At 65.0% G+C, this 26,068-nt stretch carries 23 protein-coding genes; 10 read left to right on the top strand and 13 right to left on the bottom strand.

Going from position 1 to position 26,068, the window contains the following annotated elements; translation table 11 throughout:
• Window positions 1-27: 27 nt before the first annotated feature.
• From AQ611_RS00160 to AQ611_RS00140, 5 genes are all read left to right on the top strand, one after another.
• Window positions 28-1,029, top strand: a complete 1,002-nt coding sequence (locus AQ611_RS00160) for a S1/P1 nuclease (RefSeq protein ID WP_069233418.1) — start codon at window positions 28-30, stop codon at window positions 1,027-1,029.
• 317 nt (window positions 1,030-1,346) lie between these two features.
• Window positions 1,347-1,571, top strand: a complete 225-nt coding sequence (locus tag AQ611_RS00155; RefSeq protein ID WP_102720187.1) for a hypothetical protein — start codon at window positions 1,347-1,349, stop codon at window positions 1,569-1,571.
• A gap of 356 nt (window positions 1,572-1,927) precedes the next feature.
• Complete coding sequence (locus AQ611_RS00150) at window positions 1,928-3,364, top strand: alkaline phosphatase (protein ID WP_069233417.1); 1,437 nt, start codon at window positions 1,928-1,930, stop codon at window positions 3,362-3,364.
• Window positions 3,365-3,393: 29 nt separating this feature from the next.
• Complete coding sequence (locus tag AQ611_RS00145) at window positions 3,394-4,797, top strand: alkaline phosphatase (RefSeq protein ID WP_069233416.1); 1,404 nt, start codon at window positions 3,394-3,396, stop codon at window positions 4,795-4,797.
• Window positions 4,798-4,829: 32 nt separating this feature from the next.
• Window positions 4,830-5,639, top strand: coding sequence for a hypothetical protein (locus AQ611_RS00140; RefSeq protein WP_102720192.1), 810 nt, complete (start codon window positions 4,830-4,832; stop codon window positions 5,637-5,639).
• Window positions 5,640-5,822: 183 nt separating this feature from the next.
• Here AQ611_RS00140 and bioB read toward each other — a convergent pair whose 3' ends face one another.
• From bioB to bioA, 4 genes are all read right to left on the bottom strand, one after another.
• Entirely contained in the window at window positions 5,823-6,827 is a 1,005-nt protein-coding gene (gene bioB, locus AQ611_RS00135) for a biotin synthase BioB (RefSeq protein WP_059517993.1), read from the bottom strand.
• 61 nt (window positions 6,828-6,888) lie between these two features.
• Window positions 6,889-7,611: a dethiobiotin synthase gene (gene bioD, locus AQ611_RS00130; RefSeq protein WP_069233414.1), complete on the bottom strand. Its 723-nt coding sequence runs from the start codon at window positions 7,609-7,611 to the stop codon at window positions 6,889-6,891.
• Window positions 7,608-8,828 (bottom strand): 8-amino-7-oxononanoate synthase, encoded by a 1,221-nt coding sequence (bioF, locus tag AQ611_RS00125; RefSeq protein WP_069233413.1) that lies wholly within the window; start codon window positions 8,826-8,828, stop codon window positions 7,608-7,610. Before bioF ends, bioD begins: the two co-directional genes overlap by 4 nt.
• Window positions 8,825-10,171 carry an adenosylmethionine--8-amino-7-oxononanoate transaminase gene (bioA, locus tag AQ611_RS00120; RefSeq protein ID WP_069235060.1) on the bottom strand — a complete coding sequence of 449 codons (1,347 nt, stop codon included), beginning with the start codon at window positions 10,169-10,171 and terminating at the stop codon, window positions 8,825-8,827. Before bioA ends, bioF begins: the two co-directional genes overlap by 4 nt.
• A 134-nt stretch (window positions 10,172-10,305) precedes the next feature.
• On the opposite strand from bioA, the gene AQ611_RS25260 reads away from it, so the two are divergent.
• Entirely contained in the window at window positions 10,306-10,770 is a 465-nt protein-coding gene (locus tag AQ611_RS25260; RefSeq protein ID WP_146011812.1) for a hypothetical protein, read from the top strand.
• 314 nt (window positions 10,771-11,084) lie between these two features.
• Here AQ611_RS25260 and AQ611_RS00115 read toward each other — a convergent pair whose 3' ends face one another.
• Window positions 11,085-12,368, bottom strand: coding sequence for a dienelactone hydrolase family protein (locus AQ611_RS00115; protein WP_069233412.1), 1,284 nt, complete (start codon window positions 12,366-12,368; stop codon window positions 11,085-11,087).
• Window positions 12,369-12,398: 30 nt separating this feature from the next.
• On the opposite strand from AQ611_RS00115, the gene AQ611_RS25995 reads away from it, so the two are divergent.
• Entirely contained in the window at window positions 12,399-12,722 is a 324-nt protein-coding gene (locus tag AQ611_RS25995; RefSeq protein WP_197517121.1) for a hypothetical protein, read from the top strand.
• Between the two features lie 166 nt (window positions 12,723-12,888).
• Window positions 12,889-14,484: an outer membrane protein assembly factor BamB family protein gene (locus tag AQ611_RS00105; protein WP_069233410.1), complete on the top strand. Its 1,596-nt coding sequence runs from the start codon at window positions 12,889-12,891 to the stop codon at window positions 14,482-14,484.
• A 310-nt stretch (window positions 14,485-14,794) separates the two neighbouring features.
• Here AQ611_RS00105 and AQ611_RS00100 read toward each other — a convergent pair whose 3' ends face one another.
• The 5 genes from AQ611_RS00100 to aceK form a co-directional block, all read right to left on the bottom strand.
• Window positions 14,795-15,238: a YchJ family protein gene (locus tag AQ611_RS00100; RefSeq protein ID WP_059517553.1), complete on the bottom strand. Its 444-nt coding sequence runs from the start codon at window positions 15,236-15,238 to the stop codon at window positions 14,795-14,797.
• Window positions 15,239-15,263: 25 nt separating this feature from the next.
• The gene (locus tag AQ611_RS00095) at window positions 15,264-15,941 is read right to left on the bottom strand and encodes an SDR family oxidoreductase (RefSeq protein ID WP_069233409.1); all 678 of its coding nucleotides are present in this window, start codon (window positions 15,939-15,941) and stop codon (window positions 15,264-15,266) included.
• A 137-nt stretch (window positions 15,942-16,078) separates the two neighbouring features.
• Entirely contained in the window at window positions 16,079-17,269 is a 1,191-nt protein-coding gene (locus AQ611_RS00090; protein ID WP_069233408.1) for an acetyl-CoA C-acetyltransferase, read from the bottom strand.
• Window positions 17,256-18,026 (bottom strand): carbonate dehydratase, encoded by a 771-nt coding sequence (gene can, locus AQ611_RS00085; protein ID WP_059517559.1) that lies wholly within the window; start codon window positions 18,024-18,026, stop codon window positions 17,256-17,258. Before can ends, AQ611_RS00090 begins: the two co-directional genes overlap by 14 nt.
• Before the next feature lie 55 nt (window positions 18,027-18,081).
• Window positions 18,082-19,899: a bifunctional isocitrate dehydrogenase kinase/phosphatase gene (gene aceK / locus AQ611_RS00080; RefSeq protein ID WP_069233407.1), complete on the bottom strand. Its 1,818-nt coding sequence runs from the start codon at window positions 19,897-19,899 to the stop codon at window positions 18,082-18,084.
• A gap of 338 nt (window positions 19,900-20,237) precedes the next feature.
• Here aceK and AQ611_RS00075 point away from each other — a divergent pair, with 338 nt between their 5' ends.
• On the top strand, window positions 20,238-21,326 hold the full coding sequence (locus tag AQ611_RS00075) for an MBL fold metallo-hydrolase (protein WP_069233406.1): 1,089 nt from the start codon (window positions 20,238-20,240) through the stop codon (window positions 21,324-21,326).
• 66 nt (window positions 21,327-21,392) lie between these two features.
• Here the strand turns inward: AQ611_RS00075 and AQ611_RS00070 are convergent, their stop codons facing one another.
• From AQ611_RS00070 to AQ611_RS00060, 3 genes are all read right to left on the bottom strand, one after another.
• Window positions 21,393-22,988, bottom strand: coding sequence for an ABC transporter substrate-binding protein (locus AQ611_RS00070; protein ID WP_069233405.1), 1,596 nt, complete (start codon window positions 22,986-22,988; stop codon window positions 21,393-21,395).
• A gap of 185 nt (window positions 22,989-23,173) precedes the next feature.
• Window positions 23,174-24,355: an acetyl-CoA C-acyltransferase gene (locus AQ611_RS00065; RefSeq protein WP_082711962.1), complete on the bottom strand. Its 1,182-nt coding sequence runs from the start codon at window positions 24,353-24,355 to the stop codon at window positions 23,174-23,176.
• A gap of 132 nt (window positions 24,356-24,487) precedes the next feature.
• Window positions 24,488-24,904 carry a MarR family winged helix-turn-helix transcriptional regulator gene (locus AQ611_RS00060; protein WP_059517568.1) on the bottom strand — a complete coding sequence of 139 codons (417 nt, stop codon included), beginning with the start codon at window positions 24,902-24,904 and terminating at the stop codon, window positions 24,488-24,490.
• A gap of 300 nt (window positions 24,905-25,204) precedes the next feature.
• Between AQ611_RS00060 and AQ611_RS00055 the strand changes: the two genes are divergently transcribed.
• Window positions 25,205-25,918 (top strand): SDR family oxidoreductase, encoded by a 714-nt coding sequence (locus AQ611_RS00055; RefSeq protein ID WP_069233404.1) that lies wholly within the window; start codon window positions 25,205-25,207, stop codon window positions 25,916-25,918.
• Window positions 25,919-26,068: the final 150 nt, after the last annotated feature.

Here is a 26,068-nt window from a genome sequence, read left to right as displayed (position 1 = left end):
CAAGAGCAATGCCATTGAGAGGGCCATATGAGAGAACCGGGAAGAAAGAACGAATATAAAAAACAACGCAGTATTCGCAACGCCGACGAAATCCAACGCGCACGCCGCTGGCGAATGCTGCGCAACGGCGTGGCGAGCGTGGCGCTCTTCTGCGCCGCGACGAGCGCGTTTGCGTGGGGCGATGTCGGGCATGAAGTCGTCGCGAAGATCGCCGATCATTACCTGACCGACCAGACCCGCATCGCTGTCAACGCGATTCTCGCGACCGACACGAGCGGCCTGACCGCCACCGATATCGCGAGCGAAGCGACCTGGGCCGACAAGTACCGCGCGTCGCATTCGAACACGTCGCAGTGGCATTACGTGGATACCGAAATCGCCACGGGCGACATCGATGCCGCATGCTTCGGCCATCCGCCGTTGCCTCTGAACACGGTAGCCTCGCAGGGGCCGGCGCAGGCGTGTGTGGTCGACAAAATCGATCAGTTCGTCAAGGAACTGAATGGGGCCGATACTTCGCCATCCGAACGGTTGCTCGCGCTGCAATTCATCCTTCATTTCGTCGGCGACGAACATCAGCCGCTGCATTCGAGCGATGACAACGATAGCGGCGGAAATTCGAAGCACGTGTCCGCGACCGGTTTCAAGTCGGGCAATCTGCACTCGTACTGGGACACGGCCTTCGTCACGCAACTGGGCACCAGCGCGGACGACATCGCGTCGAAGCTGATCCAGCAAATCACGCCGACCGACGTGGCCAACTGGCAAACGCTGACGCCGCGCGACTGGTCGCTGGAGGCGTTCGGCGTGGCGAAGCAGGATGCGTACGGCAAGCTGCCGCAACCGAACGCCAGCGGCGTTTATGTGTTGCCGAGCAGCTATGTGAGCACTGCAGAAGCCGATGTGTCGCTGCAATTGCGGCGCGCGGGCGTGCGCCTCGCCAGCGTATTGAATCAAGCGAATCTGACGGCGCCGAAGACGCAGAGCAAGCCTGCTGCCGCGCTGCTGGTTTCGCCGTTCGGGCGGTGACGCGCTCTGTGCGGGTTCGATGCGTCGCGCGCGTTGACGATACGCATGATTCAGACGTCTCGCCTATCTCCGGAATGAATGAGTATTCGAGCTTCACGATCGTCAATGGATGAGATCAATGCGTTATTGCTTCAAAATATTTTCCTGTTTTATTTAGAGATTCGAGTGACGGCAAAATAGTTAAAGTATTTTGTTGTATTTGATATGTAATGTACATAACATAAATATTTCTCGTCGTTCGATATATTACGATCCGCTTTCGTCATATTTTATGTCGTAAGCGTAATTTGAAATCTCTACATTTACAGGAGAGCGTAATGAGTATGGTCGAACTCGTTGAAGAGGAAATCCGGGCAGTGTCGGGCGGCACGTGGAATCCGCCCAGCATTTCGACGTTGCCCGGCATTATCTCTGCGTTGCCCGGTATTGTCTCCGCCTTGCCCGGCATCATCTCGGACATCATTGCCAACTTTCCTCATGATTGGATCAGCACGCTTCCCATGCCGATCGGAGGTTCTGAAGTCAAGCCGATTCCGTTTTAATGTCGGCGTCAACGGAATATCGCTGATTTAATCGGCATATGACGAAACGAGAGCGCTGGCTGAATTCATTCTTGGTTGGCGCTCTCCAAATATAAATGGCAAGCCGGGATGAGAACGAATCCTCTCGGTTTTGAGTTTTGTGAGATATTTGATTATTGCTCGACGATGGTTGATTTTCGTCGTCGGAGCAAGCGGCGCGTGCTCTGCGTCGGCGCCTGCCGAAACGCAGCCCGCATCGGCCGAAGACCTTCATTTCTCATTCTCCATTCTTTCAAAAACATTCACATTCGCGTCACATCGCCCCCGTATCGTCCTTTCGATTTTGAAAGCAATCACAACGACGACGGGAAACCGAAATGAAGCGAGTGAGATTAGTGGCGCTCCTGTGCGCGAGCGTCTTCGCGGCGGCGGGCTGCGGCAGCGACGATTCGCCCCAGGCGGGTACGCCGGGCGGCGGTACGCAAACGGCCGCGCGCAACGTGATTTTCTTCCTGGGCGATGGCATGGGGATCACCACGCTGACCGCCGCACGCATCTATGCGCTCGGCGAGGATGGCGCGCTCACGCTCGACACGCTGCCTGAAACGGCATTCGTGAAGACCTATTCGAACGACGCGCAGGTGACGGACAGCGCGCCGTCGATGTCCGCGTACATGACGGGCGTGAAGACCAACAACGAAGTGATCTCGATGACGCCCGACACCAAGGCGATCGAGCCAAGCGCGAATCTCACCGGCAATTGCGGGGCGAACAACGGCAAATCCGCGCGAACGCTGCTTGAGATCGCGAAGGCCAGCGGCATGGCGACGGGCGTCGTCACGACCACCCGCGTCACGCACGCGACGCCGGCCGCGACCTATGCGCACGTCTGCCACCGTGACGCGGAAAACGACATCGCCGCGCAGCTCGTGCCGGGCGGCGCAGGCTACAACGCGGCGCTGTCCGACGGCGTCGACGTCGTGCTGGGCGGCGGCCTGCAATTCTTCGTGCCCAAGGACGCGGGCGGCAAGCGTGCCGATGGCCGCCATCTGGTCAATGAGCTGAAGGCGAAGGGCTATGCGTTCGCACAGAACCGCGACGAACTGCTCGCCGCCGATGCGACGAAGGGCGGCAAGCTCGTCGGCTTGTTCACGTCGAGCCATATGAGCTACGACCTCGACCGCAACGTGACGAAGGAGCCGAGCCTCGCCGAGATGACGACGCGCGCGCTCGACGTGCTGCAAAGGAATGCGAACGGTTACTTTCTGATGGTCGAGGGCGGCCGCATCGACCATGCGCTGCACGACACCAACGCGAAGCGCGCGCTGCAGGATACGGTCGCGTTCGACAACGCGATCAAGGCGGCGCTGGACAAAGTGCGCAAGACCGATCCGGATTTGAAGAACACGCTCATCGTGGTCACCGCCGACCACGACCACACGCTCGTGCTGAACGGCTACGCGGCGCGCACCGGCAAGACGGAGGCGGGCAAGCCAGGCGTGCTCGGCGTGCTGCGCAATTACCAGAACGGTGCGATCGCGAAGGATGCGGACGGCGCGCCGTACACGATCATCGGCTTCGGCAACGGCGAAAACCGCGTGCAGGGCAGCCGCGCGGGCACGAATCTCACCGACGCGGTGACGGGCGCCGACGACTACCGCCAGGAAGCGGTCGTGCGCATGGACAAAGGCAATGAGACGCATGGCGGCACCGACGTATTTCTCGGTGCGATCGGCCGCGGCGCCGAGAATTTTCATGGCGTGATCGAGAACAACAAGGTGTTCGAGCTGGTGCGCAACGCGGTGCAGCTTTGAGCACGGCATCGGTCAATAGGGGAAACAGCATGACAAAGATTCAGCGCGTCGCGGCAGCGACGATCGCCGCAGCGGTTTTGGCGGGCGGCTTCGGTTCCGCGGCGCATGCCGCAGGACAGGCGAAAAACGTGATTTTCTTTCTCGGCGACGGCATGGGGCCGACGACCGTCACCGCGAGCCGCATCTATAAGGTCGGTGAGGCCGGCCAGCTCACGATGGAGAAGCTGCCGCGCACCGCCCGCATCAAGACTTTTTCGAACGATGCGCAGACCACCGACAGCGCGCCGTCGATGTCCGCGTATATGACCGGCGTGAAGATGAACAACGAAGTGCTGTCGATGACGTCCGATACGGTCGCGGTCGCACCCGGCACCGACGCGAACGGCAACCGCACGGTCAACAACTGCAGCGCGAGCAACGGCAAGCCGGCGCAGACGCTGCTGGAGCTTGCGAAAGCGCACGGCAAGGCCGTGGGCGCGATCACGACCACCGAGCTTACGCACGCCACGCCCGCGGCGACCTACTCGCACATCTGCCACCGCGATGCGCAATATCACATCGCCGCGCAGGCCGTGCCGGGCGGCGTGGGCTACAACGCCGCGCTCGGCGACGGCGTCGACGTGCTGATGGGGGGCGGCCGCAACCATTGGACGCCGTTCGATCCGGTCACCAACAAGCGCGGCCGCGCGGACGGGCGCGACCTGCTCGCCGAATTGCGTGCGAAGGGCTATGCGGTTGCGGCGACCAAGGATCAGCTCGCGCAAGCGGGCGGCAACAAGCTGATCGGCCTGTTCAGCTCGACGAGCCATCTCGAGTACGAACTCGATCGCGTCGCCGGCAAGGGCGAGGGCGCAACGCAGCCGAGCCTCGCGGAGATGACCGCGAAGGCGATCGACGTATTGTCGAGGAATCCGAACGGTTATTTCCTGATGGTCGAGGGCGGCCGCATCGATCACGCGCTGCACGGCACCAATGCGAAGCGCGCGCTCGAAGATACCGTGGCGTTCGACGAAGCGATTCGCACCGCGCTGTCGAAAGTCGATCTGTCGAACACGCTGATCGTCGTCACGGCCGACCACGATCACACGATGACGATCAACGGTTATTCGAAGCGAGGCAATCCGATTCTCGACATCAGCCGCAACTACCGCGACGGCCAGCCGAGCAAGGACGCGGACGGCAACACGTACACGACGCTCGTGTTCGGCAACGGCGCGAACCGGCCGAACGTGCGCACGTCGGTCGATTCGGCGAGCGCGACACACGAAGCGTATCTGCAGGAAGTGGGTGTGCGGCTCGGCAGCCCCGGCTCGGAGACGCACGGCGGTGGCGACGTGATGTTGTTCGCCGACGGCGCCGATGCGAAGGCGTTCAAGGGCACGCTCGACAACACGAAGGTGTTCGGCCTCGTGAAGTCGGCGTTCGGGTTTTGAGCGAGGCGGCTGCGGCGATGCGAATCGAGGTGATGAAACGAAGCGCCGTGCGGCGTGCGCGCGCGGCATGGATCGCGGGCGTCGCGGCGCTTGCCGCTGCCCCCGTGCTTGCCGCGGCGCCCGATCTCGACGCAGTGCTGCTGCACGAGAGCCGCGCGATCAGCGCGGACGGCGTGACACGCACGGTCGTCTATCGCGAGCGGATGGTGCGTCGCGCAGGGCATGTATGGGTCGAGCGCGTTCGGTTTGCCGGTGCGGCGCGCGCCGACGAGCATGACGATCACGTGCCAAGTCATATTCACGACGTCAATGCCCGCAGCGAAGCCGATACGCATCGCGCGCGTCATGCGTCGGCTGTGTCGCGCGAATATGCGCGCCCGGCCTTCGCTCACGCGCATGCGGGGCACAAGCATTTCAATTTCGATGCGGCGGCGCGGCACGTGACGAACGATGGCGGCAACGTGCGCATCGAGTACGTGGATGCAGCCGAACGCACGATCGTCAGCGTGCCGCCGACCGAGTTCGAGACGACGGGCTTCGACGGCTCGTGGGACAACGCGTTCTACATCACGCCGCCGTCGCAGTTGAAGCGGCTGAACGCCAAGACGGCGGCCGGGCCGCAGCCCGGCACGCGCTGGTACGAGCAGACAATCGCCGGGCGCGGCTTGAACCGTATTTTGTGGAGCGATGCGTTGCAGGCGCCGCTCGTCGTCGAATACCGCAGCACGGACGGCAGCGTGACGCGCAAGCTGACGCTCACGCCCGCGCCGCGCGCGAAAACGCCGCCGTGGCGGCAGCTCGCGTCGTATTCGCGCAAGGAGTATGAGGACTATCTCGATTGACCGGCGTGGCGCGTAGGGCGTTTGCGTCCGGCGTCGGTTGACGGGCGGCGCCGGCGCCAAACGGACGCGGCCAGACGCAGCGCATCCGATGATCGATATGCCGGCGTGCGCGTGTCTGGCGGGCCCGCGCACGCGGCGGCAAACACGTCATGCGCGCAGCGCGCGTGACGTGTGCGTTGAGATTCAGGCGCCGGGCTGATTCGTCTCGCTCGCGGTGATGCCGAGCCGCGCGAGCAACTTGCGGTCCGCTTCCGTGCGCGGGTTGCTCGTCGTCAGCAGTGCGTCGCCGTAGAACATCGAGTTCGCGCCCGCCAGGAAGCACAGCGCCTGCATCGAATCGTCGAGCTGTTCGCGGCCCGCCGAAAGCCGCACCATTGCCTTCGGCATCGTGATCCGCGCCACTGCGATCGTGCGCACGAACTCGAATGGGTCGAGCTTTTCCGCGTGTTCGAGCGGCGTGCCTTCGATCGCGACCAGATTGTTGATCGGCACCGATTCCGGATACGGGTTCATGTTCGCGAGCTGCGTGATGAGTCCCGCTCGCTCGCGGCGCGATTCGCCCATGCCGATGATCCCGCCGCAGCAGACGTTGATGCCGGCGTCGCGCACGCGCTCGAGCGTGTCGAGACGGTCCTGGTAGGTACGCGTCGAAATCACCTGGCCGTAGAATTCGGGCGACGTGTCGAGGTTGTGGTTGTAGTAGTCGAGCCCCGCGTCGGCAAGCGCCTTCGCCTGATGTTCTTCCAGCATGCCGAGCGTCACGCAGGTTTCGAGGCCCATGTCCTTCACGCCGCGGATCATCTGCTGAATCGGCTCGAGGTGCCGGTCCTTCGGATTGCGCCATGCCGCGCCCATGCAAAAGCGCGTCGCGCCGTTGGCCTTCGCGGCGCGTGCGGCGGCGAGCACTTCGTCCACCTCCATCAGCTTGCTTGCCTGCAGACCGGTATCGTGGTGCGACGATTGCGAGCAGTAGCCGCAATCTTCCTCGCAGCCGCCGGTTTTGATCGACAGCAGCGTCGAGAGCTGGATCGCGTTTGCATCGAAGTGCTCGCGATGCACTTGCTGCGCGCGGAACAGCAGATCGTTGAACGGCAGCTCGTAGAGTGCGATCACGTCGGCCACGCGCCAGCGCGGCGCGACGGGCGCGGCCACGGGCGTTTCGGCGGCGGCGGTTTGAGCTTGAGTCATGTCGGTCATCCTTCGAAGCGGGGATCGATTCTTCAAAATTAGCGCCATGGTAGGCGAAAAATCAGCGCGGCGCGGCGGCGCGTTGCGTATTCAATAAACGGTCGATATCGAGCGCGTGCGATGCGGCGTCCGGCGACGGCGGGCTCATATGCGCGATGTCGCCGACGAGTGGCGCGCGATGCTCGCGTTCGAGCCACGCGCGCAGCGTGTCGACGTTCTCGTCGGCGAAGCGCATCGCCGGATCGATACGGTTCGCGACCCAGCCGGCGATCGCGAGGCCGCGCGCGGCAATCGCGTCGGCGGTGAGCAGCGCGTGGTTGATGCAGCCGAGCCGCACGCCGACCACGAGCAGCACCGGCAGCCCGAGCGCGACCGCGAGATCGGCCGTGTCGCGCGTGCCGTCGAGCGGCACGCGAAAGCCGCCGACGCCTTCGACGATCACGACGTCGGCCGCTTCGCACGCGCGGCGGTGAGCCGCGGCGACCGTGCCGATGTCGAGCGCGACGCCGTCGAGCGCGGCCGCGATGTGCGGCGCGGCAGGCTCCTTGAGCAGGAACGGCGTGCGGATCGCGTCCGGCAGCGCGACGCTTGCCGCGGTGTCGAGCTGGTCCGCGTCCTCGTTGCGCCACACGCCGTCGCGCTCATACGCGCCGGCCGCGACCGGCTTCAGCGCGGCTGCGCGCAGCCCGGCGCGCGTGAAACCGCGCAGCAGCGCGGCCGATATGAAAGTCTTGCCGATCTCGGTATCGGTGCCCGTCACGAAAAAGGAAAGCGGTGCGTTCATGCGGCGATGGGGTTGGGGGTGGGCGATGCGTTGGCCGGCATGCCGGCCCGCACGCTGAGTGCGGCGTCGAGGCGCGCGAGATCGTCGAACGAATGCGCGGCCGACAGCGAGATGCGCAGCCGCGACGTGCCGGCGGGTACCGTCGGCGGCCGGATCGCGGGCACCCAAAGGCCCTGCGCGTCGAGCGCGCGCATCGCGGCGAGCGTGTCGTCGTTGCTGCCGATCACGAGCGGCTGCACGGCGGTATGCGAGTCGACCGGCTGCCAGCGCGTGCGCCGCAGAATGGCGCGGGTGCGCTCGATCAGCGCGGCCAGATGCGCGCGTCGCGCGTCGCCTTCGTCGCCGGCGATGATCTTGAGGCTCGCGGATACCGCGTATGCGACGCATGGTGGCGCCGCCGTCGTGAAAATGTAGCTGCGCGCGCGCTGGATCAGCCATTCGATCACGGTTTCGTGCGCGACGACGAACGCGCCAGCGACGCCCGCCGCCTTGCCGAGCGTGCCGATACCGACGATGTTCGGCGAGCGCAGCGCGTGCGCGGCGAGCGCGCCGCGCCCTTGCGGGCCGAGCACGCCGAAGCCGTGCGCGTCGTCGACGACGAGCCACGCATCGTGCGCTTCGGCGAGCGCGACGAGGCGCTCGAGCGGCGCGACGTCGCCGTCCATGCTGAACACCGTGTCGGAGACGATCAGCTTCGTCTTCGCAGCGCAGGCGGTGAGCTGTGCGTCGAGCGCGGCCATGTCGCAGTGCGGGTAGATCTGCACGTCGGCGCGCGCGAGCCGCGTGCCGTCGATCAGCGACGCATGGTTCAGCGCATCCGAGAAAATCGTCGCGCCGCGGCCGGCCAGCGCGGTGAGCGCGGCGAGATTGGCCATGTAGCCGGTGCTGAAGTACAGCGCGCGCGGCGCGTCGCAGAAGCCGCCGCAGAACGCCGCCAGCTCGTCCTCGAGCGTGGCGTGCGCGCGCGAGTGGCCGCCGAGCAGGTGCGAGCCGCCGCTGCCCGAGCCATAGCGGCGCGCGCCTTCGGCTAATGCTTCGATCAACTGAGGATGCGAGGCGAGCCCGAGATAGTCGTTGCTCGCGAAGCCGACGATCTCACGGCCGTCGACCGTCATATGCGCGCCGCACGCGGTGTCGGCCACGCGTCTTGCGCGGTGCAGCCCTTGCGCGTCGATATCGGCGAGGCCGCGTTCAAGCGAGGCAAGCAGGCGCGTCATGCGTGAGTCTCCGAAAGGGTGGCGTCGAGCGTGTCGCGCGTGCGCGCTGCGAGCCACGTGATTTCGGCGTCGTCGAGAATGTATGGCGGCATCAGATAGACCGTCGTGCCGATCGGGCGCAGCAGCGTTTCGCGGGCCAGCGCGTGTTCGAAGAAGCGGCGCGCGAAGCGTTTGGCGGCGTCGCCTTCGAGCGCGACGTCGAACGCGAAGATCGTGCCGCGCTCGCGCAGATGGCGCACGTTCGGATGCTCGGCAAGCGGCGCGAGCGCGGCGCGCATCAACGCCGATTTGCGCGCATTGTCGGCGAGCACGTCACGCGCATTGAACAGATCGAGCGTGGCGAGCGCCGCGCGGCACGCGAGCGGGTTGCCCGTATACGAATGCGAATGCAGGAAGCCGCGCGTGACGTCGTCGTCGTAGAACGCATCGAAGATGGCATCGCGCGACAGCACGAGCGACAGTGGCAGATATCCTCCGCTGATGCCCTTCGACAGGCACAGGAAGTCCGGCCACACGCCGGCTTGCTCGCATGCGAAGAACGTGCCGGTGCGCGCGCAGCCGACCGCGATCTCGTCGGCGATCAGATGCACGTCGTGCGCGTCGCACAGTGCGCGCAGGCCGCGCACGTATGACGGATCGTGCATCGCGAAGCCGGCCGCGCACTGCACGAGCGGCTCGACGATCAGCGCGGCGATCTTGTCGCCGCGCTCGGCAAAGAGCCGCTTGACGTCGGCGAGCGCGCGCGCGGCCACGTCCGCGGCCGTCTCGCCGTCCTGCGCGCCGCGCGCGTCCGGCGACGCGACGACGTGCGCCGTGCGGATCAGCGGATCGTATGCGTCCTTGAAGAGCGCGACGTCGGTCACGCCGAGCGCTCCGATCGTCTCGCCGTGGTAACCGTTCGCAATGCAGACGAATTCGCGCTTGTCGCCGCGGCCGCGATTGCGCCATGCATGAAAGCTCATTTTCAGCGCGATTTCGACGGCCGACGCGCCGTCGGATGCGAAGAATGCATGGCCCAGCGTGTGCCGGGTGAGCGCTGCAAGCCGCTCGGCGAGTTCGACCGCCGGCTCGTGCGTGCAGCCGGCGAGCATCGCGTGTTCGAGCGTGTCGAGCTGCGCCTTTAGCGCCGCGTTGATTTGCGGATTCGCGTGACCGAACAGATTGACCCACCACGAGCTGATCGCGTCGAGATAGCGGCGGCCCGCGTGATCGATGAGCCACGCGCGTTCGCCGCGCGCAAGCGCAATGAGCGGCAGCTGCTCGTGGTGCTTCATCTGCGTGCAAGGATGCCAGACCGCACGCAGGCTGCGCGCGACCCAATCGTCGGTTGCGTGTGTGTTCAAGACAACTCCGGGGCGAAAACGCGTCGAGTGCGCGAAGCGCATGGTTCTCGTTTTGCGGGATCGTGATAGCCAAGGGGCCCGATCGGATGGCAAAAAACGCGTGCGTATAAAACCAAAACCGGGCTGAGATTAGCGTGTTTTTCGTGTTGATGCAGCAGCAGTTACAAAACGTCAGCGCCTTGTCTGGCGCGGAGTTCGGCCCATTTCGCGACGGCTCGCGGCGGTTCGGTACAAATCGCTCGAATAAGCGGCAGAAGACGACGGCAAAGCGTCGCTACCCGCCGGGCGGGAATGGGGAGAAAACTCGAAAAGGCGGGGAGGTGGCGAATGAAGAAGCGGGCGCGCCGCGCAAGCGGGTGGCGGCCAATCGCGGCAACGGGAAAGGGGACGCCGCGCGGCGTCGAAATGCGATTCGTCTATCGATTCCGGCATGCGTTCGTTCGACCGGATTTCGAGAACGCCGATTCTCATTCGAGCGCGGCATTCGAATGCGATCGATCAAAACGGCGATGAAAGGCAATGCGTGTGCCGTGGGCCGGATCGGAGTTAAAAGCGGTTATAAAGCGGATCAATCGAAACCGCTTTATCGGGCAACGTGAGTATTCGATTCGCGATATTCGATTGCGGTGATGAATGTGTGCGCCGCGTGTCGTCGATAAAAAATAAGTCAGAATCTTCTGGGTATCTGTGGCGATGGTTCAGCCGGTTTGCCGGGTGCGATTGCACGCGGCATAGGCGCTGCCGACCGGCGTGGCGGCTTCCGGATGAATGGCGCACCGTGCATCGGGGTTTTGATTTTTACCGGAGTGATCGCAAGCGTATGAACCTGTGTGCGGCAGGGCGCGCGATGCCCGGTTGTCTATGCAGACACGCGCACCCTGCCCCAGACGCAATTCGAGACGAAATGCCGTGTTCAGCGGCTCGCCAATGCGCGTGCGCTGGCCGAATCGGGCGCGACGGACGTATCCGCCGTGCGTGCGTCCTCGCCACGCCAGACCACGCGATCGTCGACCGCGTATAGCTGGCATGACCCGGCTTCCTGCTTGCGGCAGCTTTCGAGCGCGAGCGCCATCGGATCGTCGCCGCCTTCAGCCCACGACCATGCGCCCTGCGTCGACACGGCGAACGCGCGGCTCGGCTGATGCGCGAGGAAGCGCCGATAGGCCGCGCGGCCTGCTTCGTCGATGAACGGCACCGCGCTGACCGTATCGATCGCCGCGTAACCGCTCGCCTTCGGCGCGAGCGGGTTGGCGACCGCATAGCGCACCGCGGTCGGCAGCTTGAGCCGCGACAGGAACGTTTCGACCGACGGCCACCAGATCGGCACGCCGTCGCGGTCGACGATCAACCGGTGCGCGTCATCCTTGTAGCGGCCGAAATCGACGAACAGCGTGCTTGCGCCATGCGCCATGTACGCGTCGCGCGCCTGCGCGACCAGCTCGCGCGACCACACCGAATCGTTGTCGCCATACAGCCATAGCGATGGCACGCGCGTATGCGAACCATAGGCGTCGAATGCATCGACGAGATGCTTTTGCCACGCTTCGCAGAGATCCTGCCGCAATCCGCCGGAGAAATTGATGATGCCGCGCACGCCATGCGCGGCCTCGGTGCCGTATGCGAGCGATACGAGCCCGCCGTGAGACGTGCCGGCGACCACGACGCGCCGCGCGTCGACATACGGCTGCGCCGACATATAGGCAAGCGTCGCGGCCACGTCGCGCGCCTGCGCGAGTCCGTTGCGCCCGACGTCGCAGCCTTCCTGCATATAGGTGCCGCCCGAGCCCGCGAAGCCTTCGCGATTCGGCGCGACTACCGCGTAGCCGCGCCGCACGAATTCGCGCGCGAACGAAAGCGGCCGGCTGCGCGGCTGCGCGCGCGTATCGCCCGGATTCTTGCCGTGATTGAAGACGACGAGCGGAAACGGGCCGGGGCCGTCGGGCTTGAACACCGTCGCTTCGAGCATCACGCCGTCCGCGGCGGCGACCGGGATATGGACGACGGTTTCGTTCAGGTTCGCGGCAACGGGCGGCAGATCCGAATCGCTGTAATCGAAGCGTTCGGCATACGCGAAGGCGGGCGCAGCGGCGGGCTGATCGGGCGATGCCTGATGGGCCGGCAGCGTGCCGGCATGCGCGGCCGACAGTGCGCACGCCGCGATCCATCCTGTCCACGCCTTTTTGTTGCCGAATGCCATTGGTCAGTCCGTTACCGCTGATACAAGCAAATGGGAGCCATCGTAGCCCGACAAATTTCGATTGCGCAACGCCGGAATAACCCGGCGTTCGCGATAGCGGCGGTTTGCAGGCGCGGGCTGGTGCGGCCGCTGGCATCGCAGGCGCGGAGGTTATCCGGCGGCAAAGGGGCGGGCAACGCAGGTGGCAGGCGGCAGGCGCAGCCGGCAGGCACGGAGGCGGCCGAATGCGCCGACGCGGGCATTGCCGCGAACATCACGTCATCGCGAATGCCGACGGATCGTTCGCCTGCCCGGCGCAGGCGGCGCGACGTGCTCACTCATCCAATCGCGGCGCATTGCGGCCTGCGCCATTGACGTGAGTTCACCGCGCGACCGAAAAGTGGGCTGCCCCTCAGATGCCGTCGCGATGCGCAGGCAAAATTGGGGCGGGGCTGGTGACGCAGACACAATCGCTCATGCGAGAGCGGAAAAGCGAAGGGGACCAATTCCTCCTCCTGATACGCGAACCTTGGAGCTATTGATGACTCAAGTATTCGATCGACAACGTCGACGGATTGCCGTTATCCCCGCCGCCGTGCTGTTCGGCTTGTCGCTGGGGCTTGCCGCTCAACCGTCCATGGCCGCGCCGGCCGCGAACGGATGGTCGGTGGCGGGACAGAATCTGCGTAATACCCGCTCGCAGTCCGACCAAACCGCACTCAACGTGAACAACGCGGGCAGGCTCGCCCTGAAATGGTCGCGCACCGTCCACGGCGACGTGTCCGCGACGCCCGCCGTGGTCGACGGCGCCGTTTATTTCCCCGACTGGGGCGGTTATCTGACCAAGCTCGATGCGGCCACCGGCAAGCTCATCTGGGAACGCCGCATCGACAGTTATGCGGGCGAGCCGCCGTCGGCGGTGTCGCGCACCAGCCCCGCGGTGGTCGGCAATACGGTGTATATCGGCGATCAGAATGGCGCGCACGTTCTCGCGATCGATGCGGCGAGCGGCAATCTCCTCTGGAGCACGGCGATCAATTCGCATCCTTATGCAATCGTCACGCAGTCGCCGATCGTGCATGCCGGCGTGGTTTACGTCGGGGCGTCGTCGACGGAGGAGGCAGCTGCCGCGGACGTGCCCAACTACCCGTGCTGCAGCTTCCGGGGTTCGTTCTCCGCGCTCGATGCGAAGACCGGACGGATCAAATGGACCACCTATACGGTGCCGCAGAACAACGGCGCGCCTGGAGGCTACAGCGGCGGCGCGGTGTGGGGCAGCACGGCCGCCATCGACGTGCCGGGCAAGACCGTGTTCATCACGACCGGCAACAACTATTCGGTGCCCCAGTCCGCGAACCAATGTCAGGTCGCGGGCGGGAGCATGGCGCAGTGCCTGAGCCCGGACGACCATGTCGATTCGGTCCTCGCGCTGGACATGGCAACCGGCCGGATCAAGTGGAGCACTGGCGTACAAGGCTTCGACACGTGGAATATCGCGTGCAACCAGCCGGGCACCAATGCGCAGAATTGCCCGCCGTCGCCGGGGCCGGATTTCGACTTCGGCGCCGGGCCCACTCTGCTCACCGTTCACGACCGTCCCGGCAAGCCGCAACTGCTGGTCGGCGCCGGTCAGAAGAGCGGCGTCTACTGGCTGCTCGACGCGCAGACAGGCGCGATCCGCTCGAGCACGGTGGTGGGCCCCGGCTCCGCGCTAGGTGGCATCGAGTGGGGTACGGCGACCGACGGCAAGCGCATTTACGTGGCGAACGCCGACTATGACCGGGTGCCGTACACGGTCAACGGAAAAAGCGTGACGGTCGGCTCGTTCGCCGCGATCGATCCGGCGACGGGCAAGATTCTCTGGCAAGTGGCCGACCCGTCTGGCAACGCGCTCACCATCGCGCCCGTGAGCGTCTCCAATGGCGTGGCGTTCGTCAGTTCGATGAGCGGCCATATGTACGCGCTCAACGCCGCGACAGGCGACGTGCTGTGGGATTACGTCGGCCAGGGATCGTCGGCTGCCGGCCCGGCGATCGACGAGCGCGGCACGGTGTACTGGGGCAACGGCTACGCGAAGCTGGGTGCGCTGGGCACGAAAAGCTACACGTTCTATGCATTCTCGATAGACGGCAAGTAAGCACGGCGGCCGGCGCTGGCCGGTTCCGCACGAGCGCGCGGCGTGCGGCGCGCGGTGTCTGCGCCGCGTGCCGCATGCATGCGCATGCTTGGCTGGAGGCGAGTGTGCGCGTGGTATCGGGCGGCTTGTTTGCGGCAGCATCGTCACGGTCACGGTGTCGCGCGGCGCGCGTCATCGCGCTGCCAATGCGCTGTCAATGCGCCGTGACCATGCCGTCGCCCACACTCCGCGCGCTTCGCGTCGATCATCGCACGCGTCGGCCCGCAGGCCGGGCATGACGGACGCAATCGGCGTGCGCGCGCTCCACCGGCTACGCCTGCGTCACGTCTCCATCGACATATCGCCACCGCGCTTGCTCATCGCGCACGAAGCGGCTCGTTTCGTGCATCCGGAATGCCCGCCCGCCGATCTTGTAGCGGGCGACGAATTCGACTTCCGCGTGCGTGTCGTCGAGTTGCGCATAGCGCTTGATCGACAGGCCAAGCCAGCGCGGCGCGTCGGCGCGTTCGGCGTCGGCGTCGAGATCGGCCGGGCAGGTGCGCGGGTCCCAGGTCGCACGCAGATAATCGGTTTCGCCGAGCACGTAGGCGCTATAGCGTGAGCGCATCAGTTCGAGCGCGTTCGCCGCCGGTATGTGCGCGTCGATCAGGCGTGCGCAGCAATCCGCGTAGCGCGGCGCGCGGGCGCCGGCGCCGGGCGCTGCACCGCCGCATGGGCAGTCGAGCGGGCGCGGCGCGGGAGTGGTTCGTGACATGGTATCGATTGACGCACGGCGCGGCTTACCAGCCAAGCTCGACGCCGTCATATTGGAAGAAACGGCCGTTCGCGCGCTCGCGCTCGGCAAGTGCTTCGGCGATCACGCGGCGCATTCCGGTGACGCTCGTTTGCGGATCGATCGCCGCTTGCGGGCCGCCCATATCGGTGCGCACCCAGCCGGGATGCAGCGCGATGCAGGCAGCATCCCGGGTTTGCAGCGACGCGACGCGCAGCGCGTCGTTGAGCGCGGCTTTACTCGCGCGATAGAGCCAGCCGGTCGTGCCGGTCGCCTCGCTGATGCTGCCCATTCGGCTCGACAGCACCGCAAGGACGCCCTGGGCCTCCTCGACGAGCGGCAGCAGGATCGGCATGAGCTGCATCGGGCCGAGCACGTTCGTATGCATGACCGTGTCGAAGTCCTCGCCGGCGATCGTCTCGACGCCGCTCGTGCGCGGACCGTATACGCCCGAGACGATCACGGCCGCGTCGAGCCGCACGCCGTCGAGCTGCCAGCCGAGCGCGGCAATCTGCTCCGGCTGGGTGACATCGACGGCATGCGCATCGGCGCCGAGCGCGCCGAGCGCATCAAGCGACGCGCGCTCGCGCGCGGTGGCGATCACGTTCCACCCATCGCGCCGGTACTGACGGACGAACTCGCGGCCCAGGCCGCGCGATGCGCCGACGATCAATGCGGTCTTCATCTCAAGCCCTCCTGCGAACCGTTTGTACTGTCCGCGCAACGGCGAGCCGCGCGGCTTGCGCCTGCCGGGCCGGCGGCAGGCGGGGCGCAATGGCGCGGGCGTCTGTTCGGGCCGTGCCGATCACGCGGCGAAACGCATCAAACGATCTCGATGCCCATCGCGGTCGCCTCGCCGCCGCCGATGCACAGACTCGCGACGCCGCGCTTGCCGCCGCGCGCGCGAAGCGCGCCGATCAGCGTGACGAGAATGCGCGCGCCCGATGCGCCGATCGGATGGCCGAGCGCGCATGCGCCGCCGTTCACGTTGACCTTGTCGTGCGGCAGGCCGTGCTCCTTCATCGCCGCCATCGCGACCACCGCGAACGCCTCGTTGATCTCGTACAGATCGACCTCGGCGGCGCGCCAGCCGTTCTTGTCGAACAGCCGCCGGATCGCGCCGACGGGCGCCGTCGTGAAGCGCGACGGCTCCTGCGCGAACGTCGCATGGCCGACGACGCGCGCGAGCGGCGCGACGCCCAGCCGCTCGGCGCTCGATTGCCGCATCATCACGAGGGCGGCCGCGCCGTCGGAGATCGACGACGCATTCGCGGCCGTCACCGTTCCCGTTTTGCTGAACGCGGGCTTGAGCGTCGGGATTTTATCGAGGTTTGCCTTGAACGGCTGCTCATCGCGTGTGACGATGATTTCGCCTTTTTTGCCGGCGACGCTCACGGGCGCGATTTCCCACGCGAACGAGCCGTCTTCGTTCGCCCGCTTCGCGCGCGTGAGCGATTCGATCGCAAACGCATCCTGCGCGTCGCGCGAGAACGCGTATTGCGTCGCGCATTCTTCTGCAAAGGTGCCCATCAGGCGGCCTTTGTCGTAAGCATCCTCGAGGCCGTCGAGGAACATGTGATCGAGCACTTGGCCGTGGCCCATGCGCATTCCGCCGCGCGCCTTCGGCAGCAGGTAGGGCGCGTTGGTCATGCTTTCCATGCCGCCGGCGACGATCACGTCGCTCGAGCCCGCGACGAGCATGTCGTGCGCGAACATCGCCGCGCGCATGCCCGAGCCGCACATCTTGTTGACCGTCGTGCAGCCGGCCGAAAGCGGCAGCCCCGCGCCGAGCGCGGCTTGCCGCGCGGGCGCCTGGCCCTGGCCGGCCGGCAGCACGCAGCCCATCACCGCTTCGTCGATCTGCTCGGGCTTCATGCCAGCGCGCTCGAGCGCGGCCGCGATTGCCGCCGCGCCGAGCTGCGGCGCGGTGAGCGCCGCGAAATCGCCCTGAAAGCCGCCGATCGGCGTGCGCGCTGCCGACGCGATGACGATCGGATCTTCAACAGCCGCCATGATTTGTCTCCTTGATGGTTTTTGCGATGAGTTCGGTGGCTTCGGCGAGTTGCGCCGCGTCGGCCGCCACGATGTCATTGTCCGCCGAAAGCGCCCGTTTTGCCGAGAGCGCGTCCACCGCGCGGCGATACATCGGCGCGAGCACGTCCGGCTCCGACACCGCCATGCCGAGGTCGCGCATGCGCCCGTCGTGCACGCCGTACACGAGCGCGTGCACGGTGAGCGGCTGGCCGCGCGCCCACGCGTCGTTGACGATCGTCGTGCGGCATACGTTGACGACCTGCTCGATGGCGTTCAATTCGATCAGGCGCCGGTAGCGCGCTTCGCCGAGCGGCCATTCGTCGAGCAGCGCCGCGTGCTTCTCGCGCACGTCCTGCACATGGTGCAGCCAGTTGTCGGCGAGGCCGACGCGGCGGTTGTGCAGCGCCGCGTTCACGCCCGAGCAGCCGTAATGGCCGACCACCATGATGTGCTTCACGCGCAGCAGATCCACCGCGAACTGGATCACCGACAGACAGTTCAAATCGGTATGCACGACGACATTGGCGATGTTGCGATGAACGAAGACCTCGCCGGGCGGCAAGCCGATGATCTGATTTGCGGGCACGCGCGAATCCGAGCAGCCGATCCACAGATATTCCGGCGCTTGCTGATCGGCGAGGCGCGAGAAGTATTGCGGGTCGTCCGCGAGCTTGCGCTTGACCCACGCGTCGTTGTTGTCGAACAGATGGGAGAGCGGATGATCGTTCGTGTTCATCGTCGTGGCTTTATGTCGGATAACCAAGTGTGACGGCCGGCGCGTCGCGCGCGACTCACGCAGCGCGCCGGCCGCCGGTGTCGTCCCGTGGCGCGTCGCGCTCCGCGAAGCGCTCCGGATAACGGATACGAAAGCGCAGCGCCGGCTCGTAGGGATAAAAATCGGGCAACTCGCCGTTCAGCAGGCGGTCCTTGCTGTCCTGCCAGAGCTGGGGATCGAAGAAATCCGCGTGATGCTTGAGGAAATTCTCGCGCACGCGCGGATCGCCGAGCAGGAATGGCGCGTAGGTTTCGGGAAAGATGTCGTGCGGGCCGATCGAATACCACGGCTCGCCGGACAGTTCGTCCTCTTCGTTACGCGGCGGCGGCACGCGGCGCACGTTGCAATCGGTCAGATACTCGATCTCGTCGTAATCGTAGAACACCACGCGGCCGTGGCGCGTGACGCCGAAATTCTTGTACAGCATGTCGCCGGGGAAGATGTTCGCCTGGATCAGCTCCTTTACCGCGTTACCGTATTCGCGCACGCCATGCTCGACCTGCGCGTCGCTGCCGTTTTGCAGATAGAGGTTGAGCGGCACCATCCGGCGCTCGATATACAAATGCTTGATCACGAGATTGTCGCCTTCGTATTCGAGCAGCGACGGCGCTTCTTTTTCGAGTTCGCGCACGAGCGCGTCGTCCAGGCGCGCGAGCGGCAGCGCCACGCTCGAATATTCGAGCGTATCGGCCATGCGCCCGAGACGATCGTGGCGCTTCACGAGCTGATACTTCTCCATGATCTGCGCGCGCGTCGTTTCCTTCGGCGGCGGGAAGTGATCCTTGATGACCTTGAACACGTAAGGAAACGACGGCAGCGTAAACACCAGCATCACGAGCCCGCGTATGCCGGGCGCGACGATGAAGCGGTCGCTCGAATGCGACAAGTGGTGCAGCAGATCGCGATAAAACAGGTTCTTGCCCTGCTTCTGCAAGCCGACCGACGTGTAGATTTCCGCTTTCGGCTTGCCCGGCATCACCGTGCGCAGGAACTGCACATACGCGCTCGGCACGTTCATGTCGACGAGGAAATACGAATGCGCGAAGCCGAACACGATCTTCAACTGGTCGCGCCGCAGCAGCACCGTGTCGAGCGCGAGATAGCCCGGCCGCGCATGGCGGATCGGCACGCAAAAAGGCAGCACGCGGTCGCCGTTGATGATGCGGCCGATGAAGTACGCGCTCTTATTGCGGAAAAACAGCGACGACAGCACGTGAATCTGGAAATTCACCGCTTCGTCGAACGTGCCGAACTCGTCCTGCACCGCTTGCATCACGCAGCCGATGTCGCGCTCGAGATCGTCGAACGGCAGGTTGAGCTGAAAATTCGTGACCACGCGCGTCAGCGTCGCCGCCAGCCCTTCGCTGCCGGGGTAGTACGCGCGATAGGTCGGCTTTGCGGCCGGCTCGTCGTTCTCGATGTATTCGGTCGAGATCGCCGGGCGCACGAAGATGAAATCGTTGTTGAAGTACGAGCGATGCAGGATCTTGCAGCACACCGAATTGAAGAACGTCTCCGCGCATTCGGGCTGCCGGTGAGACGTGAGCAGACCGATATAGTGCAGCTTGATCTGCTGCCAGATGTCGTCGTCGATGTTTTCGGCGTCGTATTCGTCCTCGAGCAGCTCGACGCATTCGCGCACGCGGTCGTCATACGACGTGATGCGCTCGCGCGCGAGCCGCTGCAGCCCGTGCCAGTCGGCGCGCTCGAACAGATCCTTCGCGGCGATCGCTGCTTCGCGGAAGATTTGATAGTGGCGATCGAAATTCTCCAGGATCGTCTGCGCGACGTCGAAGCCGATCTGCGAGGACAGCAGTTTGGGAAAATGATTCATCGTGCGCGGGCTCACTGACGGGAAGCTCACGCCATTTTAGCGCCCGCCGCGCGTGCTTCATCCGGTGCGGCGGCGAATCGGCGCGGCTCGCGCGCCGGCGGTGCGGCGCGGCGGGCCTGCGTTTCGGCGAATTTCGCGCAACGTTCGGGCTACGCCCGGGATCGTGAAGGGATTTTTTGGGGATGCTAAGCAGGTCCGAAGCTGGTTCAAAGCCGGTGAAATGCATGCGCGGCACCGCGTCGCCAGCCCTGTCCGCACGGATGAGCGATAGAATCGATTCCGGCGCGGTCAGCGGCCCGCCTCGACGACAACACGAAGAGACTCAAGAGACGCCCCCGATGAATGCACTGGAAAACCAACTCGATTACCCGTTCGCCGACACGCTGCCGGAGCCGGGCGGCTTCGTCGAAGTCGCGCCGGGGGTGCGCTGGCTGCGCATGCCGTTGCCGTTCGCGCTCGATCACATCAATCTGTGGCTGTTGCGCGATGAAATCGACGGGCAGGCGGGCTGGACGGTCGTCGACTGCGGAATCGCGTCGGCTGAGATCCGGGCGCATTGGGAGCGGATCTTCGATACCCATCTGGATGGCTTGCCCGTGCTGCGCGTGATCGTCACGCATTGCCATCCCGACCATTTCGGGCTCGCGAACTGGCTGTGCAACGGCGGCGAGCGTGCGCGCTGGAACGCGCGGCTGTGGATGACGGCGGGCGAATATCTGTTCGGCAGCCTGATGGCGGCCGGCAATGGCTCGAACGCCGGCGGCGAAGGCGCGGCCGAGCATTTCGCGCGCAACGGCGTGGCGGATGCCGATACGCTCGACAAGCTCAGAAAGCGCAGCAACTATTATTCGGATCTCGTGCCGGCCGTGCCGTCGCGCTACCGGCGGCTGCGCGACGGCGATGTCGTCGCGATCGGCGGCTGCCAATGGCAGGTCGTCACCGGGTTCGGCCATTCTCCAGAGCATTGCGCGCTTCACTGCGCGGCGGCCGGCGTGCTGATTTCCGGCGACATGGTGTTGCCGCGGATCTCGACGAATGTGTCGGTGTTCGATCTCGAGCCGGAGGGCAATCCGCTCGCGCTGTATCTGGAGTCGCTCGGCCGTTACGAGACGATGGCCGCCGATACGCTCACGTTGCCGTCGCACGGCAAGCCGTTTCGCGGGCTGCATACACGGATCGCGCAACTGCGCGCGCATCACGACGCGCGGCTCGCGGAAGTGCGCGATGCGTGCGCCGCGCGGCCGATGAGCGCGGCCGATATCGTGCCGATCATGTTTCGGCGCGCGCTCGACGTTCATCAGATGACTTTCGCGCTCGGCGAGGTGATCGCGCATCTGAATTTGCTGTGGCTGGCGGGCGAGCTGACGCGCGAGACGGGGCAGGATGGCGTGATCCGCTATGCGGCCGGTGCGCGCGAGGCGGCGTAGCGCGAAGCGGCAGACCGCCGGCGGCGCGGCGGGCGTCGGCCGCCCGCGTCGAGCGTCCGCCGGGCGTTACGGCACCGATACCGTATCGAAATGCTGCCGCCCGAACGGACTCACGCGATAGCCGGTGACGTTCGCGCGCGTGATGGCCGCAGCGCTCGGATAGCCGAGCGGAATCCACAGCGCCTCGTCGTGAATGATCTTCTGCGCGGCTTCATACAACTTCGCACGCTTGCCTTGATCGGCGGTGGCCTTGCCGTCGGTGATCAGCTTGTCGAGCTTCGGATCGCAGTAGCGGGCGAAATTGAGCCCCGACTTCACCGAATTGCAACTGAATTGCGGCGTGAGAATGTTGTCCGGATCGCCGTTATCGCCGGCAAAGCCCATGAAGAGCAGATCGTGCTGGCCGAGCTTCGCCTGTTTGATCAACTCGCCCCATTCGACTACCTTCACGTCGGCCTTCACGCCGATCTTCGCCAGATCGGCCTGTAGCAATTCCGCGCCCGCTTTCGGATTCGGGTTCAACACGCTGCCTGTCGGGCGTACCCAGATCGTCGTCGAAAAACCGTTCGGCAATCCCGCCGCCGCGAGCAATTGCTTCGCCTTGGCCGGATCGTGCGGATACGGCGCGATCGATTTCGCATAGCTCCAGGTGTTCGGCGGGTACGGGTTGGTCGCGGGCGTCGCGGTGTTGTCGAATACCACCTTCAGGTAGGTCGCGCGGTCGAACGCGAGATTCAGCGCCTCGCGCACCTTCGCGTTGTCGAGCGGTTTTTTCTGCGTGTTGAGCGCGACGAACGCCGTCATGAACGCGGGGGTCTCGGCGACCGCGAGCGCCTTGTCGCCCTTCGCCGCCGCAACGTCCTGCGGTTTCGGCGACAGCGCGATCTGGCATTCGCCCGCCTTCACTTTTTGCGCGCGCACGGTCGGGTCCGGGGTGATCGCATAGATCAGGCGTTCGCTTTTCGGTTTCTGCCCCCAGTACGACGGATTCGCGTCGTAACGGATCACCGCGTCCTTCGTATAGTTTTTCAGCACGAATGGGCCGGTGCCGACCGGTTTCGCGTTCAGATCGGCTTGCTTGCCCGCCTTGAGCAATTGGTTCGCGTATTCGGCCGAATAGATCGACGCAAAACCCATCGTCAGAATCGACAGAAACGTGGCGTTCGGTTCGTTGAGTTCGAATTTCACGGTCGAATCGTCGACCTTCGTCACGGCTTTCACGAGCTTCGCAAGCCCCATCGACTGCGCATGCGGAAAGCCGCTCGCGCCCGCGATCTTGTGCCACGGATTCGCATCGTCGAGCATCCGGCTGAACGTGAAGACGACGTCGTCAGCCGATAGCGCACGGGTGGGCTTGAAATAATCGGTCGTTTGAAACGCGACATTCGGGCGCAAGTGGAACGTATAAGCCAGGCCGTCGGCGCTGACGTCCCACTGAGTGGCGAGTGCGGGTACCGCCTTCTTCGTGGCTTCGTCATACGAAACCAGTGTGTTGAAAATCACGTCCGCTGACGCATTGGTGGTGACGAGCGAATTGTATTGAACGACATCGAACCCGTCGGGGCTGGATTCCGTGCAGACCGTCAACGGTTTCGCAGCGACAACGACAGGGGCGGCGGCGGTGACGGCGGCGAGCGCCGCGGCGAACAGCATGAAGCGCATGAGATCTCCCGGATGACATGATTCTGGTGGCCGCGCGCGCAAGTATCGCGCGCGGCCCGATGCCAGCGGGATAGCATACCTTCAATATGCGCCGCCCGTTAATCGGCGACGGAACGCATCGATGCCGCAACGGCGAAATCGCCGCCGTTGCGTCGTGCATTTTCGAGGTAGCGGTGCTTTGCCGGTTATACCAGTTCGATGGCGAGCGCCGTGGCTTCGCCGCCGCCAATGCAGATGCCTGCGACGCCGCGCTTTGCTCCGTTCGCGCGCAGCACGCCGAGCAGCGTGACGACGATCCGCGCGCCCGATGCGCCGATCGGGTGGCCGATCGCGCACGCGCCGCCATGCGCGTTTACGCGTTCGCGGGCGACGTCGAATTCGCGCATCACCGCCATCGGCACGACTGCGAACGCTTCGTTGATTTCGTAGTAGTCGACGTCGCGCGGATGCCAGCCGGTGCGCGCGAATAGCTTCTTCAGCGCGCCGATAGGCGCGGTCGTAAACCATTCCGGGTCCTGGGCATGGACGCTGTGCGCATGGATGACGGCGATCGGCTGCTTGCCGAGCCGTTTCGCGACGGATTCGCGCGTCAGCACGACGGCGGCCGCGCCGTCCGACAGCGGGCTGGAGCTGGCCGGCGTGATCGTGCCGTCAGCGCTGAACGACGGCTTGAGCTTCGGGATCTTCGCGGCGTCGACCGTTTGCGGCTGCTCGTCCGCGGCGATCGACACGGCACCCTGCTTGGTCGTCACGTCGACAGGGGCGATTTCCCAGTCGAAGCGGCCTTCGCTTTGCGCGCGTTGCGCCCATTGCAGCGATTCGGTTGCATAGGCGTCCTGGGCAGCGCGCGAAAACTCGTAATGCGCCGCGCATTGCTCGCCGAACTCGCCCATCGCGCGGTGCTCATACGCATCCTCGAGGCCGTCGAGCGCCGCGTGGTCGTAGAACGTCGCATGACCCGAACGGTAGCCGGTGCGTGCCTTCAACGCCAAATAGGGCGCGTTCGACATGCTTTCCATCCCGCCCGCGACGACGAGTTCCGCGCTGCCGTTCGATAGCGCGTCATACGCATAGCGGATCGCCTGCATGCCAGAGCCGCACACCTTGTTGATCGTCACGGCAGGCACCGAGCGCGGCAGCCCCGCGCCGAGCACCGCTTGTCGCGCGGGCGCCTGGCCGAGCCCGGCGGACAGCACGCAGCCGACATACGCTTCGTCGATGCTGGATGGATCGACCGACGCACGCTCGAGGGCGGCGCGAATCGCCGTCGAGCCGAGTTCAGGCGCGCTCTTCGAAGACAGATTGCCCAGATAGCGGCCGACAGGCGTGCGGGCCGCGGAAAGAATCACGATCGGATCGGTAGACATAATGTGCTCCATGCGAGGGAAAAAACGGCGTGGTATTTAAATGTATATGCATATATTATGGGCCGAGACGCTGCCGGTGCAAAGCAGCGGCAGCCGGCTGCTGTCGGCGGGCGGCTGGTCGGGCGGTGAGGCTTAGTTCGCCAGTGCTTCGGCGAGTGCGTAAATCTCGGCGTCGAGTGCCTGCATGTTGCGTTTGCCGATGCGGCGGTATACCTCATTTTGGGCCAGTTCCCAATCGGCGCGCGACGCTTTCAGCAATGCGGCGCCTTTGGGCGTCAGGCTCCAGAGGCGCATGCGTTGATCATCGCCCGGCTCGACGCGCACGAGCTGCCGGGATTGCAGCGTGGCGAGCGTGCGGCTCAGCGTGGTTTGATCGAGCAGCAGGCGCGTCGCGATCTCGCCCGTCGGCATTGCTTCGCGGCTATAGAGTGAGGCGAGGATCGTGAATTGCGTGACGCGTATCCCGTGCTTCGCGAGGTGCGCATCGTACAACGATGTGATCGCACGCGTGGCTTGGCGTAATGTGCCGCAGTGGCAAGCAAGTCTCATTGGGGCGTCGCTCATGCTAGCGTCCTTCAGGGTAAGCAGTCCATACTATATTCTATTGCGCGGAATGCATATGCATGAATTGACGACGGCCGCTTACATAACTTGTCGAAGCCGTCGATCGATGCTTCGGCACGCATCGTGCCAACTGGGATTGCGTGGGTTGGGCGAGATCTCCAGCCGTGCGATGCCGGACCTCCCACCGACGCGCGCGGCGCAGGTTTGAAGGAGCGGCCGGCTCGGTCTGCCGCGTGGATCGGAGCAGGTTGCGCGGGTCCTTATTTTTGTCAGCGAGATGAACCGATGAAACTACAAAACTCTGTCGTATTGGTAACGGGTTCGAACCGCGGGTTGGGGCGGGCGTTCGTCGAAGGATTGCAGGCGGCGGGCGCGAAGAAAATTTATGCGGCGGCGCGCAATCCGGCTCAGGTGACGACGCCTGGCGTGCAGCCGGTCAAGCTCGACATCACGGATGCCGGCGATATCGCCGCGGCCGCGCGCGAACTTCGCGACGTCAATCTGCTGATCAATAACGCCGGTATTTTCCGCCCGGGCCCGCTTCTTGCCGATAGCGGCGATGTCGCGCTGCGCGAGCAACTCGATACCAATTTCTTCGGAACGCTGGCGCTCGCCCGCGCGTTCGCGCCGATATTACGGGATAACGGCGGCGGGGCGATCGTCAACGTGCTGTCGGTGCTCGCTTGGCTCGGGTTGCCCAATACGGGCGGCTACAGCATTTCGAAGGCAGCGGCGTGGTCGGCGACGAACGTGATTCGCAACGAATTGCGCGCGCAACAGACGCAGGTCGTCGCATTGCATTCCGCTTATATCGATACCGACATGGCGTCGAACGCGCAAGGGGTGCCGAAGAATCGCCCGGAGGACGTCGTTCGGCAGACGCTCGAAGCGCTCGAGGCCGGGCGCGACGAGGTGCTCGTCGATGCGTTGTCGCGCGACGCGAAGGCCGGGCTGTCGGCTGATCCGGCTGTCTATACGCGGGCGCCGGGCGGCGCTTGACCGGTTGGTGCGCCAGGGCGCCGGCCTTTTGGTGGGCGCTGGCGTTTTTGTGGCTTTCGCGTCGGGGCGGCGGCGCTACGGATGTGCTTTCGCTTTCTTGACGGGGGCGGATGCGTCGCGCTTGCAGCCGGCACGCTGCCCGGCCGACGA

It is taken from the genome of Burkholderia singularis (assembly GCF_001718875.1).
Lineage (GTDB): Bacteria > Pseudomonadota > Gammaproteobacteria > Burkholderiales > Burkholderiaceae > Burkholderia > Burkholderia singularis.
This window is presented reverse-complemented; position numbering and strand designations above follow the sequence as displayed.

Excerpts from the sequence above, each read along its gene's own strand:
- AQ611_RS00160 (WP_069233418.1), top strand. The coding sequence starts at position 28 with ATGAGAGAACCGGGAAGAAAGAACGAATATAAAAAACAACGCAGTATT.
- AQ611_RS00155 (WP_102720187.1), top strand. The coding sequence starts at position 1,347 with ATGAGTATGGTCGAACTCGTTGAAGAGGAAATCCGGGCAGTGTCGGGC.
- AQ611_RS00150 (WP_069233417.1), top strand. The coding sequence starts at position 1,928 with ATGAAGCGAGTGAGATTAGTGGCGCTCCTGTGCGCGAGCGTCTTCGCG.
- AQ611_RS00145 (WP_069233416.1), top strand. The coding sequence starts at position 3,394 with ATGACAAAGATTCAGCGCGTCGCGGCAGCGACGATCGCCGCAGCGGTT.
- AQ611_RS00140 (WP_102720192.1), top strand. The coding sequence starts at position 4,830 with ATGAAACGAAGCGCCGTGCGGCGTGCGCGCGCGGCATGGATCGCGGGC.
- bioB (WP_059517993.1), bottom strand. The coding sequence starts at position 6,827 with ATGACTCAAGCTCAAACCGCCGCCGCCGAAACGCCCGTGGCCGCGCCC.
- bioD (WP_069233414.1), bottom strand. The coding sequence starts at position 7,611 with ATGAACGCACCGCTTTCCTTTTTCGTGACGGGCACCGATACCGAGATC.
- bioF (WP_069233413.1), bottom strand. The coding sequence starts at position 8,828 with ATGACGCGCCTGCTTGCCTCGCTTGAACGCGGCCTCGCCGATATCGAC.
- AQ611_RS00115 (WP_069233412.1), bottom strand. The coding sequence starts at position 12,368 with ATGGCATTCGGCAACAAAAAGGCGTGGACAGGATGGATCGCGGCGTGC.
- AQ611_RS25995 (WP_197517121.1), top strand. The coding sequence starts at position 12,399 with ATGGGAGCCATCGTAGCCCGACAAATTTCGATTGCGCAACGCCGGAAT.
- AQ611_RS00105 (WP_069233410.1), top strand. The coding sequence starts at position 12,889 with ATGACTCAAGTATTCGATCGACAACGTCGACGGATTGCCGTTATCCCC.
- AQ611_RS00100 (WP_059517553.1), bottom strand. The coding sequence starts at position 15,238 with ATGTCACGAACCACTCCCGCGCCGCGCCCGCTCGACTGCCCATGCGGC.
- AQ611_RS00095 (WP_069233409.1), bottom strand. The coding sequence starts at position 15,941 with ATGAAGACCGCATTGATCGTCGGCGCATCGCGCGGCCTGGGCCGCGAG.
- AQ611_RS00090 (WP_069233408.1), bottom strand. The coding sequence starts at position 17,269 with ATGGCGGCTGTTGAAGATCCGATCGTCATCGCGTCGGCAGCGCGCACG.
- can (WP_059517559.1), bottom strand. The coding sequence starts at position 18,026 with ATGAACACGAACGATCATCCGCTCTCCCATCTGTTCGACAACAACGAC.
- aceK (WP_069233407.1), bottom strand. The coding sequence starts at position 19,899 with ATGAATCATTTTCCCAAACTGCTGTCCTCGCAGATCGGCTTCGACGTC.
- AQ611_RS00075 (WP_069233406.1), top strand. The coding sequence starts at position 20,238 with ATGAATGCACTGGAAAACCAACTCGATTACCCGTTCGCCGACACGCTG.
- AQ611_RS00070 (WP_069233405.1), bottom strand. The coding sequence starts at position 22,988 with ATGCGCTTCATGCTGTTCGCCGCGGCGCTCGCCGCCGTCACCGCCGCC.
- AQ611_RS00065 (WP_082711962.1), bottom strand. The coding sequence starts at position 24,355 with ATGTCTACCGATCCGATCGTGATTCTTTCCGCGGCCCGCACGCCTGTC.
- AQ611_RS00060 (WP_059517568.1), bottom strand. The coding sequence starts at position 24,904 with ATGAGACTTGCTTGCCACTGCGGCACATTACGCCAAGCCACGCGTGCG.
- AQ611_RS00055 (WP_069233404.1), top strand. The coding sequence starts at position 25,205 with ATGAAACTACAAAACTCTGTCGTATTGGTAACGGGTTCGAACCGCGGG.